Annotated in this window: 13 protein-coding genes and 1 riboswitch; of the genes, 6 read left to right on the forward strand and 7 right to left on the reverse strand. The window is 53.7% G+C overall.

Translation table 11 applies throughout. From position 1 onward, the window contains the following. Positions 1–352 precede the first annotated feature (352 nt). The 3 genes from gltB (at position 353) to J3P35_RS16655 (ending at position 7524) form a co-directional block, all read left to right on the forward strand. Entirely contained in the window at positions 353–4858 is a 4506-nt protein-coding gene (gene gltB, locus J3P35_RS16645) for a glutamate synthase large subunit (protein WP_210465800.1), read from the forward strand. Continuing rightward, positions 4858–6312 carry a glutamate synthase subunit beta gene (locus tag J3P35_RS16650; protein ID WP_210465801.1) on the forward strand — a complete coding sequence of 485 codons (1455 nt, stop codon included), beginning with the start codon at positions 4858–4860 and terminating at the stop codon, positions 6310–6312. The genes gltB and J3P35_RS16650 overlap by 1 nt, the downstream gene beginning before the upstream one ends. A gap of 360 nt (positions 6313–6672) precedes the next feature. After that, on the forward strand, positions 6673–7524 hold the full coding sequence (locus J3P35_RS16655) for an alpha/beta fold hydrolase (RefSeq protein ID WP_210465802.1): 852 nt from the start codon (positions 6673–6675) through the stop codon (positions 7522–7524). Between the two features lie 89 nt (positions 7525–7613). Here the strand turns inward: J3P35_RS16655 and J3P35_RS16660 are convergent, their stop codons facing one another. Then, entirely contained in the window at positions 7614–8930 is a 1317-nt protein-coding gene (locus J3P35_RS16660) for a DUF6600 domain-containing protein (protein WP_210465803.1), read from the reverse strand. 371 nt (positions 8931–9301) lie between these two features. Between J3P35_RS16660 and J3P35_RS16665 the strand changes: the two genes are divergently transcribed. The 3 genes from J3P35_RS16665 (at position 9302) to J3P35_RS16675 (ending at position 13382) form a co-directional block, all read left to right on the forward strand. Then, entirely contained in the window at positions 9302–10630 is a 1329-nt protein-coding gene (locus J3P35_RS16665; protein WP_210465804.1) for a sensor histidine kinase, read from the forward strand. A gap of 243 nt (positions 10631–10873) precedes the next feature. Then, a riboswitch (SAM riboswitch) is annotated at positions 10874–10974 on the forward strand. 402 nt (positions 10975–11376) lie between these two features. Continuing rightward, entirely contained in the window at positions 11377–12360 is a 984-nt protein-coding gene (locus tag J3P35_RS16670; protein ID WP_210465805.1) for an ATP-grasp domain-containing protein, read from the forward strand. A gap of 2 nt (positions 12361–12362) precedes the next feature. After that, positions 12363–13382, forward strand: coding sequence for an LLM class flavin-dependent oxidoreductase (locus tag J3P35_RS16675; protein ID WP_210465806.1), 1020 nt, complete (start codon positions 12363–12365; stop codon positions 13380–13382). Between the two features lie 222 nt (positions 13383–13604). On the opposite strand, the gene J3P35_RS16680 is transcribed toward J3P35_RS16675, so the two are convergent. The 6 genes from J3P35_RS16680 to J3P35_RS16705 all read right to left on the reverse strand — a co-directional run bounded on the left by J3P35_RS16680 (position 13605) and on the right by J3P35_RS16705 (position 21349). Next, entirely contained in the window at positions 13605–14126 is a 522-nt protein-coding gene (locus J3P35_RS16680) for a DUF4890 domain-containing protein (RefSeq protein ID WP_210465807.1), read from the reverse strand. A 262-nt stretch (positions 14127–14388) separates the two neighbouring features. After that, entirely contained in the window at positions 14389–17199 is a 2811-nt protein-coding gene (locus J3P35_RS16685; protein ID WP_210465808.1) for an outer membrane beta-barrel protein, read from the reverse strand. A 662-nt stretch (positions 17200–17861) separates the two neighbouring features. Then, positions 17862–18065 (reverse strand): hypothetical protein, encoded by a 204-nt coding sequence (locus J3P35_RS16690; RefSeq protein WP_210465809.1) that lies wholly within the window; start codon positions 18063–18065, stop codon positions 17862–17864. A gap of 192 nt (positions 18066–18257) precedes the next feature. Then, positions 18258–19016: a LytR/AlgR family response regulator transcription factor gene (locus J3P35_RS16695; RefSeq protein ID WP_210465810.1), complete on the reverse strand. Its 759-nt coding sequence runs from the start codon at positions 19014–19016 to the stop codon at positions 18258–18260. Beyond that, entirely contained in the window at positions 18997–20079 is a 1083-nt protein-coding gene (locus J3P35_RS16700; RefSeq protein ID WP_210465811.1) for a sensor histidine kinase, read from the reverse strand. Before J3P35_RS16700 ends, J3P35_RS16695 begins: the two co-directional genes overlap by 20 nt. Positions 20080–20341: 262 nt before the next feature. After that, positions 20342–21349, reverse strand: a complete 1008-nt coding sequence (locus tag J3P35_RS16705; RefSeq protein ID WP_246850338.1) for a Kelch repeat-containing protein — start codon at positions 21347–21349, stop codon at positions 20342–20344. Between the last annotated feature and the right edge of the window lie 22 nt (positions 21350–21371).

Genomic DNA, 21371 nt, shown 5'->3' on the forward strand with positions numbered 1-21371 from the left:
CCTTCTTTTCACGCCTGGTTTTCTGTTTTAAGCTTGTTTTCCCAAAAACAGGCACAAAGCAGAAAGTCAGGCTTTTACCGTTTTAAGCCCAGTTTTAAATTTCAGGCCGATTTCACAAGGCATTAATTATCAAATACTTAAAAATTTATTTATTCCTCTATTTCTATTTTCATAATGAAAGCCCAATCAGCTACAATTATTTTAAAATATTTAAAGCAAACAAAACATTAACTTACTAATTCATTAATACTAACACTTGTTTGTTAATTATTCTTCAAAATAGAGCTTGATTCTTTAGAAAATACCCCATAAATTACTGATTCACCCTTACCCGAACAAGACAAACAAAGGAATGAATCAGGCCGATGAACTTAATAGAGGGTTATATACCCCCGAGCTAGAGCACGATGCTTGCGGTGTTGGATGTGTAGTCAATTTAGACGGCCATAAATCACATGCTACGGTTAAAGACGCCCTCACCATGCTCAAAAACATGGAGCACCGTGGCGCCACCGGCAGCGACCCCGAGACCGGCGACGGTGCCGGTATCTTAGTGCAATTGCCCCACGAGTTCTTCAAGAAAGAACTGGCCGAGTTTGCCATCACCCTGCCGCCTGAGGGTAGCTACGGTGTGGGCATGGTCTTTTTCCCCATCGTTTACGAGGTGCGGGAGAAGTCTCGCAAGATTCTGAACAACTGCCTGCGCAAACTGGGCCTCAGCCTTATTGGCTACCGCCTGGTGCCGGTCAACAGCCAGGTGCCCGGGCACGGCGCCAAAGCCGTGGAGCCGTACATTGAGCAGGTGTTTGTGCAGCCGGTAGACCCTACCATCAAAGGTGAGGACCTGGAGCGCAAGCTGTTTGTACTGCGCAACCTCATCAGCAATGAAACCCGCAAAAACGTGCGCGGCGAGAACGGCACCTTCTACATCGCCAGTTTCTCTTCCCGTACCATCATCTACAAAGGCCAGCTCAAAACCGATCAGCTGGAGCGCTATTACCATGACCTGCGCCACCCAGATTTCAAATCAGCGATAGCGGTGGTGCACTCCCGATTCTCTACGAACACTTTTCCCAACTGGCGCCTGGCCCAGCCGTTCCGCTTCATTGCGCACAACGGTGAGATCAACACCATCCGGGGGAACGTGAACAAGATGAAGTCCAAAGAAGCACTCATGTCTTCTCCCCTTTTCACCGAGGAAGAGATGCAGTGGCTCTTGCCCGTGACTAACCCAGAGGACTCTGACTCTGCCAACCTGGATGCCTTGGTGGAACTGCTCACGCTGTCCGGCCGGCCCTTGCCGCACGTGATGATGATGCTGGTGCCTGAGGCCTGGCAGAACAACCCGCACATGGATACCTATAAAAAGGCGTTCTACAAATTCCACGCGTCTCTGATGGAGCCCTGGGACGGCCCGGCCGCCCTGTTCTTCACCGATGGTACCCAGATTGGCGCCACCCTGGACCGGAACGGCCTGCGACCCGTGCGGTACTGCCTCACCAAGCAAGGCCGCCTGATCATGGCATCCGAGACGGGTGCCTTGCCAGTAGACCCCAAAGACGTGATCAAACGCGGCCGCCTGCAGCCTGGCAAAATGCTCTTAGCTGATATTTCCCAGAACCGCGTGATTGAAGATGAGGAGATCAAACAGCTGGTCTGCAATGACAAGCCGTATTTTGACTGGATTCAGAAAAACCGCATCAAACTGAGACTGCGCCCCGAGCCCGCGGTGCTCCTGGAGCCCTGCACGCCCGAGGAGCTGCGCCAGCGCCAGAAAGCGTACGGCTACACCCGTGAGGACCTTAAAATGGTGGTGGAGCCCATGGCCGCTACCGCTTATGAGCCTGTGGGCAGCATGGGCTCAGATACGCCCTTGGCCGTACTCTCGCACCAAAGTCAGCACGTGTCCAACTACTTCAAGCAGTTCTTCGCGCAGGTGAGTAACCCGCCTATTGACTCCATCCGGGAGCGATTGGTCATGTCTTTGTTCACGCGCGTGGGTGAGTCTTTGAATATCCTGGATGAGTCTGAGGCGCACACCCGCCAGATCCATATCTCGCAGCCGGTCATGGATCCCGTGGAGTTCCAGAAACTGGTATTCCTGAAAGAGGAAGGCTTTGAGCACGAAACCCTGGACGCCACTTTCTCTACCCGCGAGACGGGCAACCTGCAACGCGAGATAGACCGGATCTGCGCCGAGGCCGAGGCTGCCGTACGCGCCGGCAAGAAAATCCTGATCATCTCTAACCGCAACATCCAGGCACAGCGGGCGGCTATTCCGTCTTTGCTGGCGGTAGGCGCGGTGCACCACCACTTAATTGAGAAACGCCTCCGTACCAAGGCGGGGCTGGTGGTTGAAGCCGGCGATGCCTGGGAAACTCACCACTTCGCTACCATCATCGGGTACGGGGCCAGCGCGGTGTATCCGTTCCTGGTGTATGACACCATCAAGGGTCTGCACGACCAGCAGAAGCTGGACAACAAGCATCCGTACACCCATTATTTCCAGAACTTCATCTACGCAGTAGACAACGGTTTGCTCAAGATCCTGTCCAAAATGGGCATCAGCACGCTGCAGTCTTACCAGAGCTCCCAGATATTTGAGATTCTGGGGCTGAGCCAGGAAGTGATTGCGAAATGCTTTAAAGGCACCACCAACCGCCTGGAAGGGCTAAACTTTGAGGACCTGGAGCGCGAGACGTTGACCAAGCACCAATCGGCGTACCCAGACCATGAGAACCTGCTGGAATCCGGCGGGTATTACCAGTGGCGCCGCGATGGCGAAGAGCATTTGCTCACGCCCAAGGTGATTCACCTGCTGCAGAAATCCACCCGCCTGAACGACTACTTATTATATAAAGAGTATTCCAAGTCCATAAGGGAGCACCAGCAGGAAACCGCTATCACGCTGCGCAACCTGTTTGAGTTCCGGAAGCGGCAGTCGGTGCCTCTGGATGAGGTGGAGCCTGTTTCCTGCATCCTCAAGCGGTTCGCTACGGGCGCTATGTCATTTGGCTCTATTTCCTATGAGGCGCACAGCACGCTGGCTATTGCCATGAACCGCATCGGGGGCAAAAGTAACAGCGGCGAGGGCGGCGAGGATGAGGCCCGCTTCATCCGGAAGCCTAACGGTGATTCTGAGATTTCACGCGTAAAACAGGTGGCCTCAGGCCGATTTGGCGTCACGAGCCACTACCTGGCGAACGCCGATGAAATCCAGATCAAAATCGCCCAAGGCGCGAAACCCGGTGAAGGCGGTCAGCTGCCTGGCCACAAAGTAGACCACTGGATTGCCCGCGTGCGCTGCTCTACGCCTGGCGTAGGCCTGATCTCACCGCCGCCGCACCATGACATCTACTCCATTGAGGACTTAAAACAGTTGATCTTCGACCTGAAGAATGCCAACCCCAGAGCGCGCATCAACGTGAAGCTGGTGGCCGAGGCCGGCGTGGGCACCATCGCCTCAGGCGTGGCCAAAGCCAAAGCTGATGCCATCATGATCTCCGGCGCTGACGGTGGTACAGGGGCCAGTCCGCTGAGTTCTATCCGCCACACCGGTCTGCCCTGGGAAATTGGTTTAGCCGAGGCGCACCAGACGCTCATCAAAAACAACCTGCGCAGCCGCGTGGTGCTCCAGACCGATGGCAAGATTCTGACCGGCTATGACCTGGCCGTGGCCACTTTGCTGGGCGCCGAGGAATACGGGGTAGCCACCGCCGCGCTTATCACCGAAGGTTGTATCATGATGCGCAAGTGCCACCTGAACACCTGCCCGGTTGGTATTGCTACCCAGAACCCTGAACTGCGCGCTCTTTTCACCGGCGACCCTGACCACGTGGTGAATCTGTTCACCTTCATGGCCATGGAGTTGCGGCAGATCATGGCCTCCCTGGGCTTCCGGACCATCAACGAGATGGTGGGCCAGTCACAGGTGCTCAAGATCAGAACCGACCTGAACCACTGGAAACTCAAGAACCTGGACCTCTCTCCTATCTTCCACCAGGAGTACGCGCCCAGAAACGTAGGTACCTACAAACAGATTGAGCAGGACCACGAGATTGCCAAAGTGTTGGACAAAAAACTTATCCGGGACCTGAAGAGAGGCAACACCGAGGTGGAATACCGCATCAACAACGTGGACCGCGCGGTGGGCACCATGCTCTCGTATGAAATCTCCCGCAACTTCGGGAAACACGGCTTGCCCGAAGACTCTTTCCGGGCTACGTTCTACGGGTCGGCGGGACAGAGTTTGGGCGCTTTCCTGGCCCCGGGCATTACCATCAAGTTGTACGGCGAAGCCAACGACTACCTGGGCAAAGGGCTTTCGGGCGGAAAACTGATTTTGCAGCCCTTCAAGGAAAGCCAGTACCTGGCGCATGAGCACATCATCACGGGCAACGTGGCGCTGTACGGCGCTACCGCCGGCAAGGTATACATCAACGGTTTGGCTGGTGAGCGTTTCTGCGTGCGGAACTCGGGTGCCGAGGCCGTGGTGGAAGGCATCGGCGACCATGGTTGCGAGTACATGACCGGCGGGAAAGTGCTGGTGCTGGGTGAGATCGGGAAGAACTTCGCGGCGGGTATGAGCGGTGGCATGGCATACATCTACGCTCCAGATCCTAACCATGTAGACCAATTGAACCTGGACATGGTAGGCATGGAAGAACCAGACGCCGATGACCTGCTCTGGATTGTGGAGAAACTACAGGAGCACGTGGCCTACACCGGCAGTGTCCTGGCCCGCGAGTTCCTGGAAAACTGGGAAATCCACCGCGACCACTTCCGGAAAGTAATGCCGCATGACCTGAAGAAGGCCCTGCAATTAAAAGATAAAGAAACTGAAAGAATATTGGCGTAATGGGAATAGCAGACGGATTCTTGAAATACAACCGCGAGGTGCCGGGCACCCGCGACCCTAAGGTTCGGGTAAACGACTCCAACGAGATATACCTTCCTTTTCCGGAAGAAAAGACGAAACAACAGGCCTCCCGCTGCATGGATTGCGGCATCCCTTTCTGTCACAACGGCTGTCCGCTGGGCAACCTGATCCCGGATTTCAACGATGCGGTGTCTGAGGGTGATTGGGAACGGGCCGTGCGCGTGCTTTATAGCACAAACAACTTCCCGGAGTTCACCGGCCGCATCTGCCCCGCCCCGTGCGAGAGCAGTTGTGTGCTGGCCATCAACAAACCGGCCGTAGCCATTGAGCACATTGAGAAATCCATAGCCGAGAAGTCCTTTGAGCTGGGTCTGGTGAAACCTCAGCCGCCGTTGCACAGAACCGGCAAAAAGGTTGCCGTAGTAGGTTCAGGCCCGGCCGGATTAGCGGCTGCTGCCCAGTTGAACAAAGCCGGGCACAAAGTCACCGTGTTTGAGAAAGACGAGAAAGCCGGTGGCCTGTTGCGCTACGGTATCCCCGATTTCAAGCTGGAGAAGTGGACCATTGACCGCCGCCTGGCCATTCTGGAAGCAGAAGGCATCAAGTTCAAGTACAACCGCAAAATCGGCCAGGACACTACGTTAAAGAAACTGTACCGAAAATACGATGCTGTGCTGCTGTGCATCGGGTCTACCAAACCACGGGCCATCGCCATCCCGGGCAATCACCTCAAAGGCATCCATTTCGCCATGGATTACCTGGGCCTGCAGAACCGCCGGGTAGACGGCACTGAGATTGCCCCGCAGAACGACATCAACGCCTATGGCAAGCACGTGCTGGTGATTGGCGGCGGCGATACCGGCTCAGATTGCGTAGGCACGGCCAACCGCCAGTTCGCTAAATCGGTGACCCAGCTGCAGTACCGCTATATGCCGTCCACGGAGCGCCACCCTACCAATCCTTGGCCGGAAGTGGCTGTCACGCTTTCGTCTTCCTCCTCGCACGAAGAGGGCTGTGAGCGGAGCTGGGGCTGGCTCAACAAAGAGTTCATCGCCGATGAAAACGGGCACGTGAAAGGCCTGCGGGTGGTGGAACTGGAGTGGAAAAACCAGTCTGAGTACACCGAGAAACCCAACAGCGAGCGCATCCTGCCCTGCGACCTGGCTCTGATTGCCATCGGTTATGAGCGGCCGGAGCATGACGCGTTTACCTCCAACTTCAAATTCGAACTGGACCGCCGTGGCAATTTCAAATTGAACGACTGGCAAACGAACGTACCCGGCATCTTCTCGGCCGGTGACGCCTGCCGCGGACAGTCGCTGGTGGTCTGGGCCATCTCAGACGGCCGCGAAGCCGCCCGCGCCATTGACGTCTACCTGATGGGTTCTTCAGAACTGCCTTCCAAGGAGCTTTCTAAGTACCAGCTGTTTTAAGTAGTAGCACGACATTATTTAAAGCCCCGTTCTTACCTGCTTGGTGAGGCGGGGCTTTTCCGTTTAGGGTCTGTTTTCTAAAAAAGTCCTTGGTTTGCAGCCATTCTAGAGACTAGGAACCGCCTTGTCTCTCAGTTATTCCTGATCTCTCACGATATCTGATCATGTAGGGGCAATCCCTTGTGGTTGCCCTTGCCGTTCGAAACGCTATTGGCAAAGACGCTTGCAGGTCCTCCGGACGCTACGAGGTCTTTTGAGCAGGCGGTGCAGGTTTGTTTCAAAGCAGTTTTCCGAAAAACAGGCTATAAATAGAATTATCCTCTACTTTCTCGTAGAAGACTGGATAACCAAAGGCCCACCATGGAGATAAGGACAAACTTCTACAACACCAACGGCATCCAACTTCAGGTGGCGCAGGCAGGACCTGAGGATGGTAAGGTAATCTTGTTTCTGCACGGATTCCCGGAGTTTTGGTACGGTTGGGAAAAACAACTCCGCTTTTTCTCGGAGGAGGGTTGGCTTGCGGTGGCGCCAGACCAAAGAGGCTATAATTTGAGCAGCAAACCCGAGGGAATAGAAGCCTATACCATTGATGAATTAACCAGAGACATTGCCGAGCTGATTCCGCAACTCACAGACCGGAAAGTAATGTTGGTTGGGCAAGACTGGGGCGGAGCGGTCGCCTGGAACCTGGCCCTGCACCATCAGGACTTGCTGGAGAAACTGGTGATCCTGAACATGCCGCACCCGCAGGTCATCCACCACCACCTCACCCACAACCCCAAGCAGATGCTCCGGAGCTGGTACGCCGGTTTCTTCCAGCTTCCCTGGGTGCCCGAAACTCTGAACAGCTCCTTTGATTTCAAACTGCTGGAAAGCACTTTGACCAGATCGGCGCAGCCCAACACCTTCACTGAACAGGATCTGGAGACTTACAAAGAAGCCTGGCGCCTGCCTGGTGCCCTGGAGGCCATGATCAACTGGTACCGTGCCTATAAATACAACCCCATAGAACCAGGCCACAAAATAGGAGTCCCTACCCTGATGCTTTGGGGAAAGCAGGACCAATTCCTGGGCACCGAGTTGGCGCAACCCAGCATAGACCAGTGCCAGAACGGCCAACTGATCTTTCTGGAAGAGGCCACCCACTGGCTCCATCATGAACAGCCTGATCAAGTGAATAAGCTGATTCTGGATTTCCTGCGGGTTTGACCTCATTTTTGCAAAATCATCCCTTAAACAAAAAACCGCACCTCAAAGAAGTGCGGCTTTCTCATCATTCATTAAATCAAAAACTCTCTTTAATTTCTTCCACCTCGGCTACTCTCTCTTCTACCGGAGGAGGGTTCCTGGCGGGGAGCAGACTGGCGCTGGGCCGGGGCTTGTTGTGACGGGGCGGAAACCTCGCGGCTACGCTGCTGGTACTGGCCCTGTGAGCTAGGTTCCTGCCGGCTGCGCGGCTCATACTGTCCCTGGCTTGTTGGAGCCTCTGTTCTGCGGGGAGAATAACCTCCCTCAGAGCGTTGTCTCGATTCCTGAACACCGGAGCGGGTGCGAACCTCGGCAGTGCCGGATTCATCTGAACGTTGCTGGTAATCTGGTCTGCTGGTACGGGTTTGGGTGGCGTCCTCCCCGTAGCCAGCGGATGTTCTCCGGCCAGATTCCCGGGTGCGGCCGTACTCGCCGGCGGTGCTGCGCTGCTCTGAAGTTTGTTCCAGCCCAGTTCGGTTTTGCGAAGCAGTGCCCCCGTCCACGGTACGGCTGCGGGTAGAACCGCTTTCCATGCCAGCACGGTTGGTGTTGCTGCTGCGGTCAGATCGGCCTACGGTGCCTTGGTCTGACAAACGGGAACGATTGTCACGGCTGGCCAGGCGGGTTGGTGCTTCCTCGCGGCGCGTGTTCACGTCTGGGCGGTAGATCCGGACGGAGTTCTCGGCCACCGAGGTTCTGCCGGGCCGGTTGTCGCGGTCTACGCGGTAAATGTTCACCTTGCGGTTAGTGGCCCGCTCTATGTCCTGGTTTCGGGGTCCGTAGTTATAGCGGCGGTTGTCCCGCTCATAGTAGTTATTGATGATGGTAGTATTGTGGTAGATGTTCACCACCCGGGTTCTGGGCACGCAATAGTCATAGATGCGCGGACTGGTGATGTACATCACCGGCACAAACACCCACCGCACGGCAGGCACTATGTAGGTCACGCGCGGCCCCATAGGCGCCCATCCGTAGTAGCCGCCGCCGTTGCGCCAGTCTACCCAGGCCGGTCCCCACTCAGAACCCGGAATCCACAGCCATCCTTCGTAGTCGTCGTAAATCCAGCGACCGTAGTGGAACGGGGCCCAACCCCAGTCGTAATCAGAGACCCAGGTGTTGCCGTATTCGGTCATGACCCAATGGCCCCGGGTGGCATACGGCTGAAAGCCGCGCTCCACCGTAGGCGACCACACATAGCCGTACTCGGGGTCCCGAATCCAGCGACCGTAGCGGTCCAGTTCGTCATAGAACGTCTGGAAAGACACCTGGTCTCCCGGACGGGCCTGCGCTTCTGGTGGAGAAGCCAGGCTGAGGGTCAGAAGCAGCAAAGCTCCCCAGACCCACAAGTTGTTAATAAAGGTTTTCATGTAACATAGGTTTAAACTAGACAGCGGCTTCATGTTTGGGGCACTAGCCAGTTTGCTAATTGGGTCATAGGAGAAAAATTCTCCTATTGCTTTTAAACCAAACATCTTGCCAAAAACACACGCTTTTCTGGGCTAAATCAAATATATTTTTATACGGACAAATGCCAACTTGAACCGGGCAAAAAGCCCCTGAAGATGCTTTTATTTTCTGGTCTATTCACCTCACTATCAGATAGAATTATTTGTAGCCGATGAGGAAAATACGGATAAGTAGAAATCCGGAGATGCAAGACTTTTCGTACCTTTGTAGCAAAGCAGAAACCTGTTTTTCCAGGGCTCTGCTTTACCTATTCTATTAGCACCGTATTGGCTTGAAATTTTACTTTTTTGACACGCCCGCCCAGCCGCATTCTTTCCAGTTCCGGGCACATTATCTACCAGAAAACCTGAGGAAACTGAGGCTGGTGGGCAACCTTGCCCTGGCGGTAACCTGTGGGATTTTGCTTTTACCCCTGGTTTTTCCTTTTCTGAACCAGACCGCGCATGTCACTTTCTTCCGTGGCCTGAATATCTCGCTGGCGCTGGCCTCGGCAATGGCTTTAGGGGTAGAGGGCTTTCTTCACCTCAACCAGAAGCGCCAATACCCTTTGTGGCTTGCGCAGGCACTGTGCCTGGCCTTCGGGTTTGCATTTATTTCCTGCTGCCTGGGCATTACGTTCATCGCGCAGTCTAACCCCCGCAATACCCTCACCATGTACTTACTGGGGCTGGTTACGGTGGCTTTTCTCTGGGACTTTGAGTATTATGAGACCCTGGTGCTGGTCTCCTTAACGGCACTGGCTTTCACCTTGGTGCTGCATTTCTCCGGCCTCAACCCAGAGCAGGTGGTCCTGAACCATTGCGTGTCCTTTGTAATCTTGCTTTGCTTTCTGGTGCTTTCCCGCGTGATGTACAGCTACCGGGCCAACCATTTCATTCAGCTGAAGGAGATTGAGGAAAAGAACCGCGAGATCCAGAAGATAAGCCAGGCCAAATCTGAGATTTTGGGCGTGGTGGCGCATGACCTGAGAAGCCCCTTCAACAACATTGAGATGATTACCTCTCTGCTGCAGAAGAAGAACCTCACCCCCGAGCAGGAACAACAGTATCTGAACCTGATCTTAACCAGTTGCCAGAACTCGCGCCTTACCATCAATGAGTTGCTGTTCATTGCCCGCGAGGAGCAGCAGGAAACCATTCCGCTGGAGAAAATGGATCTGTGCGCCTTGCTGCAGGATGTGCAAGAAGAATGGCAAACCCAGCTGCAAGGCTCCCGAAACCTGCTGCTCTCCCACCCTGCTAGCCCGCTGTACGCCAACCTGAACAAAGAGCGCTTCCACCGGGTGTTGAATAACCTGGTGTCCAATGCCGTGAAGTTCACCCCGGCCCAGGGCAAAATCAGGATCAAGGTGCGCGAGGAAAAGAAAAAGCTCCTGCTGGAGGTATCAGACAATGGCATCGGGATTCCAGAAAGGATGCGGCCTTTGTTGTTTGACCGATTCTCCAAAGCCAGGAGACGCGGCCTGCAGGGCGAAAAATCCACAGGTCTGGGCCTGAGCATCTGCCGCCAATTAGTGGAGCAGCACGGTGGCTCCATAGACGTAGAAAGCCAGGAGCGCCAGGGCACCACTTTCCATATCACCTTACCGGCGGCGGTTTAAGTCTCCCATTTCCTTTTCACTTAAGGTGCAGAAAACTCATCTGTTTTAGGCTTGTTATGGAAAAAACAGCTTCAAAACAGGAAAACAGACATCGTTAATAAGTAAGTACTGCATGGGACCAACAAGTACTTTGGCCGTAAGCAGATTTCCTGTAGCTACAATAATTTAACCTAAAATTTGGATGCTAACTTTTTCGCTTCCACATTTGCACCCGTAAAGTCGATTATCCCTATCCAGGGTTTTGATTTATAAAGAAGAAGGGAGAGAACAGGCTCTGTGAACTTCTAGCAACCTACAAAGACAAGGTGCTAATTCCTGCCTAAAGCATTTAGGAAATATAAACCGTAAGAAAACCCATGATGCAGCACACGCTTTCTTCTATTGCCTCTTTTCTGAACGATCTGATCTCCGGATTATTCGGTCAAACTTTGCAACCTATTCCGGTTTCTGTGTCTAAGCAGAACCGTTGTTGTTGTTGAGGCGCATCTCGCCGGAAGGGTTCTGAAGAAGCCTGCCCGTTACTACTGTGTTTCCAGTTTTGTACCCGGGTTCATGATTTGCCACCACATCATTTCTTCTCTCCTTAAACCGGCTGGCACTTAGGAGCCAAATCCATCCTCCGTTTTTAACCTGATTTTGTAAAAGCAGCCCTGAAAAAGGGTTTTCCTTTTGCTTACAACACAATACTCCTCTAAACCTATAGAGATTAGCTAAATTAACACACCACAAGTAATACACGAACGAATATGTCAACTTCTGCATCCGTAAAGCCTATTGCCATCTACCACGAGCACCCAGACTGGTTCAAGCCTTTGTTTGAGGAACTGGACGCCCGCGGCCTTCCATATGTACGCCTGAACGCCGCTGAGCACACCTATGACCTGGCTGAGGACGAAACCCCATACAGCCTGTTCTTCAACCGCATGAGCCCTTCTGCTTACCTGCGCGGCAATGAGAATGGCATTTTCTATACCTTGGGCTTACTCGCCCACCTGGAGCGCACCGGCACCCCAACCGTGAATGGCCACAAAGCTTTCCAGTACGAGACCAACAAAGCCCTGCAGTTGTCTTTGCTGCAGTCACTGGGTCTGCCTTATCCAAAAGCGCGCGTGATCAACCACGCTTCCCAGGCCGTGAAAGCTGCCGAAGGCCTGCGTTTCCCCATCGTGGTGAAAGCCAACATTGGCGGTAGCGGCGCGGGGATCATCAAGTATGATTCTGTGGAGGCCCTGGAGCAATCAATAGCCAACAACGAGATCGACTTGGGTATTGACCACACGGCCCTGGTGCAGGAGTTCATCCCGGCCCGCGGCGGGTACATCCACCGCGTAGAGACTTTGGGCGGTAAATACCTGTACGCCATCAAAGTGTACACCACCGGCGAAAGTTTTAATCTGTGCCCTGCCGATATCTGCCAGACGACTACCGGTGTGGAACTGGTGCGCAACGCCTGCGCCCTGGACGCACCTAAAAATGGCCTGAAAGTAGAGGGCTATACCCCGGAGCAGGAAGTGATTGACGCCATTGAGGCCATCATGCAGAACTCAGGTATTGACGTGGGCGGCATTGAGTACATCATTGACGACCGCGATGGACAGATCTATTACTATGACGTGAACGCGCTCTCTAACTTCGTGGCCGATGCCGTGAACGTGATCGGGTTCAACCCGCACAAGAAATTGGTGGACTACCTGGAGAAAAAGGCCCAACTAGTAACTGAGGAGGTATAAGCATGCATTTCGGATATTGGTTACCTGTATTTGGCGGCTGGCTGCGCAACGTGCCCGATGAAGGCATGACCACCTCCTGGGAGTACGTGAAGAAGCTGGCGCAACGCAGCGAGGATTGGGGCTACAGCCTGGCCCTTATTGCTGAATTATACTTGAACGACATCAAAGGCCAGGAAGCTCCGGCGCTGGATGCCTGGTCTACCGCCGCCGCTTTGGCTGCCGTGACTGAAGAACTGGAGATCATGGTGGCCGTGCGCCCTACGTTTCATAACCCGGCACTGCTCGCGAAAGCCGCCGCCAACATTGACCTCATCAGCAACGGCCGCCTGTCTCTGAACGTGGTGTCTAGCTGGTGGAAGGACGAAGCCACTAAATACGGCATCCAGTTTGAGCAGCACGATGACCGCTACGCCCGCACCAAAGAGTGGCTGGACGTGGTGACCAACCTCTGGGAGAAAGACCATTTCACCTATGAAGGCAAGTACTACCAAGTCACCGACAACGTGCTGCAGCCCAAGCCCAAAAAGAAGCCGTTCATCTACGCCGGGGGCGAATCTGAAGCCGCCAAAACGTTGATCTCTAACCAGTGCGATGGCTACGTGATGCACGGTGACTCCCCGGAGACCATCGGGAACCGTATCTCTGACATGCGCGAACGCCGCGAGAAAGCCGGTTTGCCACCTATGAAATTCGGGGTGGCCGCTTACTCCATCGTGCGCGACACGGAGCAGGAAGTAAATCAGGAGTTGGACCGCATCACCAATGTACAAGCCTCGGCTGCCGGATACGGCAACTACCAGCAATGGCTGGCGGGCACGCAGCTGGAGCAGCAGGTTTCTTTGCAGGACTACTCCGTGTCTAACCGCGGTCTGCGCACCGGCCTCACCGGAACCCCTGCCCAGATCCAGGACCGCATCGGCGAGTACGAGAAAGTAGGCGTTGATTTCTTCCTGCTGCAGTGTAGCCCACAACTAGAAGAAATGGAGCGCTTCTCTGAATCAATCATCCAGGTGACCGCCTAAACAGATTTCAATACCATTTTAGAATAATCAGAATCCTTTTTAGAATAATCAGAATCCTTGCTGCCGTTTGGTGGCAAGGATTTTTTATGCCCGTACCAAATCAGAATGCCACTTTCCCAAAAATACATCCCACCCAAATCCATCAGACAGCTTACGCCACAACCCTTGAAAGCAAAAGAGGCAAGCCACTGGCCTGCCTCTTTTGCGCGCTAAAACTACTACTTAACTTCTGTTTTGTCCTCTTGAACGGGTGCTGTCGCGGTCAAAGCGGTTGCCGTCTTTTCCCCGGCGGTTAGCGCGGTTGGCTTGCATCTGTTTGCGGTCTTCCTGGTATTTGGCGTATTGCTTTTTGGTCAGGATGTCTTTGAGTTCTTTTTCCCAATTGGTGCGCAGGGCTTTCATTTGCTGGTGCTGCTGGTCGTTGCGCTCAATGCGTTGGCTTTTCTGGGCAAACTGGCCGCGGAAGCTTTCCATCTGCTGGGCGTGTTTCAGGTTCAGGGCCTGCAGTTTTCTTTTCTGCGAGCTGCTTAGATCATACTTCTGGCTCAGCATCTCGGTGCGCTTGGTGGCGTGCTGCTCGGGAGTCAGTTTTTCTCTGCGGTCTCCATCACGGCGAGCCTCGCGGTTGCCTCTGCCCTGCTCGGTTCTGTTCTCTGATCTCTGGCCACGTTGCGGATTATCCTGCGCCTGAGAAGTACCGGCTATCGCCAAACCTAACGCTAACATTACTACTACCTTTTTCATCTTCGTTTTAATTAATGGGTTTAGAGTTTCTATTTTGATCCGGGCTGCTTGTCCCGGTGATTGGTTATTTGCAAAGCAGGTGCCAGAAAAGGGCCAAAGCAGACTGAATTTGGCCAAACGGACAATTCCCGAAGTGAACCGGACAGAACCGGCAGGTCAAACGACCAACTCATTCTGGGGGCTGTTTTCCCAAATCAGGCCCGAAACAAAAAACGCTTTCACCCTATGGCAAAAGCGTTTTCCTTATTTAATCTAGTGCCGGTTATCCCTGGGGTGGCGGTCCGCCGGGTAATCCTCCGCCGGGAGGCGGGCCAGGGAAATCACGGTCTCGTTTCTGTTCCTGGGGCGCGCTGCCTGTAAAGTTGCGCAGGTTGTAGGTGAAGGTGAGCATGAAGAACCGCTGCAGCACGCTGGACTGCACGTCCTCCACGTACTGCGGGGTGATGTTGCGTTGCACGCTAACGTTCTGGTTCAGGAGGTCATTCACGCTCAGGCTCAGCTCGGCCACCTGGCTTTTGAACAGCTTCTTGCTGATGCTCATGTTCCAGAGCAGGTAGTTGGCATTGTACCCCTCAGACAAACCCGAGTTGTACTGGTGGTTCAGCTCGGTGCGGTACACCAACCCCGGTCCGAAGATCCAGTTGTACTTTAGGCTGGTGTTCTGGGTGAAGTAGTTGCTATTCAATTGGCTTTGGAGCGAGTTCTGCACAAAGTTGTAAGTGGAGTTGGTGGAGATATTGAAATCAATCTTCTCGCTGATGTTGCTGCTCAAAGACAACCCTCCGCCCACGTTAGGCGCACTCGCGATGTTCAGTTGACCGTTTGTGAGACCTGGCGTGCGGGTGTACCCCACCGATCCATTTACCCCGAAGTTGGATTTAAGAAAACCCACCGGCTGCCCCAGGTGGAAGACCGAGCGCACGTTTACGTAACCATCCAGGTTCACCGGTGTGGTGAGTTGCTGCCCTTTCTCCAGCGTTTGCCCATTGGCTAGGGTGATGGGCTCTGTAGTAGCCCGCGTGATGCTGTTGCCCACGTAGTTTTGCACCAGATTCCCGAAAACACCTACAAAAAAGACCCGGTTGGTTTCCGTATTGAAGTTGCGGAACCCGGTCCGGAAGTTGTGCGTGTAGCTTTGCTGCAAGGCCGGGTTCCCCTGGTACAGTTGGAGCGGATTGGAGTTGTCTATGGCCTGGCTCAACTGGTCCACTGAAGGCGCGTTGGTGCTGGTGGTGTAGTTAAAGTCAAAGTTCTTGCTCTGCGAGAACTTGAAATTAAGGTCCACCGAGGGCAAAATGCTGGTAAACCGCCGGGTATAAAAATCCTCCGAAGGATACTCCTGGTCGTTTTCAAAGGTGGCCAGTTGGTAGCGGACGTTCACCCGCAGCCGCAGTTTGCCCTGGTTGTACTGATACCCCGTCCCGAAACGCTGGGTGAAATAGGTGCTCTGGAAGGTGTTGCTCAGGGCCGTGTTCAGCTGGCTATACTCGCCAGTGCCTTCCACCAGATTATAGGCCCGTTTGTCTGAATCGTTCAGTTGGTTACCCAGGTTGTAGATGAGCTGCAGCTGCCCGCTTTTGCCCACCGGCTCATTGTAGGTCAGGTCACCGATCCAGGAGAACCCGGAGCGGTGCTGTTCGGTGAACAGGTTCTGCCTATGGTCTTCATTAGCGCCCCGGTAATAAATGGTATTTGCCGCCAAGGTATTGTCACCGTTGCTGTTGGTGTAGCTGGTGTTTAGGCTGGCCGAGAAATTCCGCCCCACCTTTCCGAATTTATGGCTGAACAGGATATTGTTGTTAAACGTCAGCGATTTACTCTGGGCTAGGGTAGAGTTCTCCGAGGTATTCAGAGCGCCGTTCAGATTGGAGGTGGCGCTGGAGACCTGGTTATCTGAATTGCTCTCCTGCACCGTAAGGCTGGGCGTGATCAACAGGCGGTTATTGGGGTTGATATTATAATCCAGCCGAAAGTTGAACTGGTGGTCTTTGGTATTGGTAGCGCTCAAACGGTTCTCTGAGTACACCTGACCAGAATCCGAAGGCAGTGTATAATTCTGCACCCGGAACTGGTTGTTCGTGATACTACGGTCCGTGAACTTGTAATTGCCGCTCACCTCCATCTTCTTGCCCCATAGGTCGCTGTAATTCAGGCCCAGGGTGTTAGTTGAGATCAACCCCGAGGTAGTGCCGCCCCCCATAGGTGGCCTACGTCCGCGCATGCCGCCGCCGGGCGTCTCGCCCACCGAGAAGTCCAGCAAATTGATGTTATTGGTGAGGCCGGTGAAGGTCAGGCGCTGGTTCCCATTAAAGGAGTTCACGGCCACGCCCACCATGTATTTGTTATCGGACCCGTACCCCGCAGAGGCTTTACCGAACTGTCCCGTCCGCTTCTCCGGTTTGGTGATGATGTTGATGGTCTTGGCTGAGTTGCCATCGTCCACCCCGCTGAACTCAGCCTGGTCGCTTTTCTTGTCGAAGATCTGAATGTTAGCGATCACCTCGGCGGGAAGGCTGCGCAGAGCGGCACTAGGGTCATCGCTGAAGAAGCGCTTGCCATCTACCAGCACCTGTTTCACGTCCTGGCCCTGCGCCTGCAGTGTGCCGTTGGTCACCGTGATGCCCGGCATCTTCTGCACTAAATCTTCGGCGCTCGCATCAGGGGCGGTCTTAAATGCGGCTGCGTTGAACTGCGTGGTATCGCCTTTCTGCTCGCCCGGCGGGATTTTGCCCACCACTTTCACCTCGTTCAGCAGCTGGGAGTTCAGCGCTAAAGCCAGCGTGCCCAAATCCACTGACCCGGTCACCGGCACCGATTTCTGGAAGGTCTGGTAACCCAGGAAAGTAATTCTGAGGGAATAATTGCCAGCGGGCACCTGCACCTTGAACGCCCCGGTGGCCTCGGTACTGGCCACTGTTTGCGTAGAGTCAAGCACGCGGGTAATTATCACCGTGGCGCCGGGTAGGGCGGATTTATCAGTGGCATCCATCACCTTTCCGGAAAGAGTAAAAGACTGGGCCCAGGCACCCGTGGCACCAGCTAACAAGATCATCAATAATAGGAACCGTTTCATGCTTCAGAACATCTGTAATAGGCTTTCCGCCCGATGAGACAAATGTCTTGAAACATGCCCCGTTGCACCACCTAAACATCAGTGAAGCAGGCATATCCCTGTTTGAAGCCGCCGGTGCTATGGATTTTAGCTTTGGAATGGCCAGCCGTTTTGCGCCAGTTATTAAGAAAACGGCCTGTAAACAAAACCTCTAGAAATGGTTTCTATTAAGATTGGTTGCTACGTTTTAGCAGGATTTCCCACTACCATTATCACGCATTCCGTCCCCCTTTGAAGGGGGTAGGGGGATGATTACTCTTGCAGGTCTCTCGCCTTCTTGATATGTAGGGGCAATCCCTTGTGGTTGCCCTTGCGCATTTCACCTGTTTTTGGTTGTTGGTGATAACACCAACAACAGGAGCAAACTAGCTAAAGTAAGTCTATAGAATGGAAGGATAGGAAGGAGTAAACACCCCCTTGCTCGCTGTCACAAGCTCTCGTTTAGGAAATTCTCAAGGGGAGAATATGCAGTGGTAAACGCTAAGAGCAACCACAAGGGATTGCCCCTACAATATTCCGGGAATGCGTGTAATCTGCACGAGTAATCATCCCCCTACCCCCTTCAAAGGGGGACGGAATGCGTGCTGAAGATGCTACTTCTTGTTTAAAGAACGAGAAAGGAGTTAGTAAGAGACCACAAAGGACTTTCTCTTGGCTAGTTTGGCTTGCTGCTGTCTCAGGCCTTTGAGCTGGAACTTGAGCTCCTTCAAATCTTCCATGAGCAAGATGGCCACCTTCTTATTCTGTTTCCGGAGTTCCGCTGAATGCAGGCATTTCTGTTTCAGGGCAATCTCGTTCTCCAATTTTGTGATGCGTTTGTCTTCCATAATACTTGAAAGGTTGAGTTAAAATTGAAGTAGAAGGTGGGGCAAATGGTTTTGATTTAAGTTGTGTATTTCGGTTTTAGGCCTGTTTTCTAGAAATCAGCATCAAAACAACTGGTCCCTAGAAAACAAAGGGCACACTGTATCCTCATGACAGTTTTTGGCCGTCATTCCCTTATCCCCTAAAACAAATTATTACTGGGCTAGCCAGGCAAGGAACAGCGGGCTCTTGGCTTTGCTCACAATGATCTCTTCCTGGAACGGGATGTTGAGCGTAACGGAGAGTTTGCGGCCGAAGTACTGCGAGGCTTCCTTGATGGCCTTGTAGTTGAGCAGGAACTGCCGGTTGGCCCGGAAAAACTGGTTTCCGCAGAGGGCTTCCATTTCTTCCATGTTCTGATTGAGAGTGAATTTCTTTTGGTCAAAGGTGAGCACATGTGTGACCAGGTTCTGGGAGTAAACCACCGCTATCTGGTCTATAGGCAGCGGAATGATCTTGTCGCGCTGGAATACGAGTACGGACTGGGGCTTCTGCGTTGGCCGATGGTCCAGGAGTTGCAGCAGGGCCTGGTAGTCGGGCTTCTCGGGGGCCAGGCTTTCCTGTAGCTTCTTGTATTTGAGCAGCGTTTTCTGGATCGTTTCCTGGCTGAAGGGTTTCAGGATGTAGTCAATGCCGTTGGCCTTAAAGGCCTCCAGCGCATACTCGTTGTAAGCGGTGCAGAACACCACCGGCTTGGTGATGTCCACGGCCTGGAACACCTCAAAGCTCAGCCCATCGCCCAATTGGATATCGGAGAAAATCAGGTCGGGCTGAGGGTTTTCCCTAAAATAAGCGATGGCCGCTTTCACCGAGGGCAGCACCGCCAGTATCTTTGCGCCGGGCTCAACCTCCAGCAGCGTATCTTCCAGGTCCTCAGCGGTGAGGGGTTCATCCTCAATTATGACAATGTTCATTGAAAAGCAGCTTTAGTTCAACAGAGAAATACTGGTCGGTCTCCCGGATGGTCACGCCGTGCCCGCAGATAACCTGGTAGCGCTCCGCCAGGTTCTTCAACCCGATGCCGGAGGATGGCTCCAGGGACTGTTTGAGCTTTTTGTTGTTCCAGACCACAATGGCGTCCTCGGGGCCGTAGGAAATCCTGATCCGCAAAGGCTCCTCTACGGTAAAGGCGTTGTGCTTGATGGCATTCTCTACGAGCAATTGCAGGGAGAAAATGGGCAAACAGCCGGTAGAGAGGATATGGTCTGGGATGTCAATAGTATAGGAAAACGAATCCTTGAACCGCACTTTCTGCATCTCTAGGTAATCTACGCAGAGCTTGAGTTCTTCCTGCAGCGGAATGGTGGTCTCGTTCCCCGAGGAGATGGAAGCCCGGAGCAAAGCCGAGAGCCGCACCAGGTATTCCTCGGCCTCGGGCCGCTGTTTTTTGATGAGCGACTTGAGCGTGTTGAGCGAGTTGAACAGGAAATGCGGCTGCAACTGGTGTTTCAGGTGCTGGTGCTGCGCGATGGCATGATTCATTTTGAGTTCGCTGTTCTCCACAGCTATCTGGGCGCTCTTGCGCTGCAGAATCATCAGATCCATGAGCACCAAAATGATGGTGTTGTTCGTGAGCGCCACTATGAGCGGGAAGATCCGGAAACGAGCCCCGTCGGTGATCACGAAAATGAGCGCCAGCCCACCGTAATACACTAAGGCGGTGAGCAGATAGCTGATGCCATACCTTACAAAACTTTTGGTTTTCTCCCGCCAGTCCAGCCTACTGATCTTGCCATACAGGTAGATATTGATAAACCACAGGCAGAACATAAGCACCGAGATCTCCAGCACCGAAAGCAGGATATTCTCCTGCGGCCGCGGAAAAGGCATATCCCGCAGGCGGGGCCTGGGCGGACGGTCCCCGAAGAAAAACGGACGGCCCGCATTGATCACCGGGAAAAGGCTGATGACTCCCCAGGCCACCGTGGTAATGGCCGCTACTTTCCAGAGGCCTTTCTTATATGATTCTTGCTCCATGTGGCGTAAAGCTAATTAATGATTTTACATACGGATGCGCTTCTTCAGTACCCATCCCGTTACCCGTACAGAAAAATGAAAGAAGAGCCCAATCAGATGGACTCCTCAGTGAGCATTTAGTGAAGAACATTTTTATGCCAAAACTTGAAAACGGTCAATAATCAGGTTCGGCTGGCTTTGTGGCTTTATTCCTTATAGTGGACCAAGTTCAGCAGGTATTTGATTACCTCCTCAATGGCTTACCTGTGGAGAATCGCCTCGCTTAGTCGTTGTTGGCCATGGTGGGGTCAAACTGCCACAGGTCATCAAAGCGGGAGGAACCATAGGCCCCGGTGGTGATGTATCCGTAATTCCCGATCACAAAGCCTACCGCGCCTTCGCGGGCGTACCCGTCAAAGGCACTCATCTGGGTCCAGGTATCGGCGGTAGCGTCATAGGCCCACACCTCAGAAAGCGCGCTGCCGTTGGTGCCTACGCACAGGTAGGCTTTGCCATTCATGGTGAAAGTCACGGCCAGGCTGCGCGCCGAGGGATAATCTTCGCCCTCGCGGTCGGTTTCGTCCAGGGCTTTCAGTCTTTTCCAGGAGTCTTTCACGGGGTCATACTCCAGCAGGTCGGTTTCATAGAGGCCGTTGTTCTGGCCTCCTCCCACGTAGCCTTTGCCGTTAAGGGAGAACGCGAAGCCGTTGAAGCGCTTGGCGCCGCCCAGGCCTACTTTCTCGGTCCAGCTGCCGGTGGTGGGGTCATACTGCCAGAAATCCTTGAGGTAGTTGCCGTCATAACCGGCGCCCAGGTATCCTTTGTCATTGATGGTGAGCGCCAGGGCGCCGTAACGGGCGCTGCCAGGAAAATCGGTGATTCTGGTCCAGGTGTTGGCCTCAGGGTCATACTCATAGAAGTCTTTGAGGTAATCTGCGCCGTTGTAGCCGGTACCCACGTAGCCTTTGCCGTTGGCGGTAAAACTCACGGCCGCGCTCCGGGCATCGCCGGGGAAATCCGCGATCCTGATCCAGGCACTTTTACTGGGATCGTACTGCCAGAAGTCTTTCAGACGGGTTTTGCCGTCATAGCCGGTGCCTACGTAAGCCTTCTCGCCTATCACAAAGGAAACGGCCCCGCTCCTGGACACGCCCGCAAACTCTGACTGCCGCAGCCAATCGCCGGTGAGCTCTGAATCCTCATCCTCAGAGGAACTGCAGGAGGTGATGGAAAACAGGGCCATCCATAAGAACCCCAGGAATACGCTTGCCTTATTGAAACTCTTTCTCATGTGTACAGGTGATTTTCTTTGT

This window comes from Rufibacter roseolus, from assembly GCF_017916365.1.
Classification (GTDB): Bacteria; Bacteroidota; Bacteroidia; order Cytophagales; family Hymenobacteraceae; genus Nibribacter; species Nibribacter roseolus.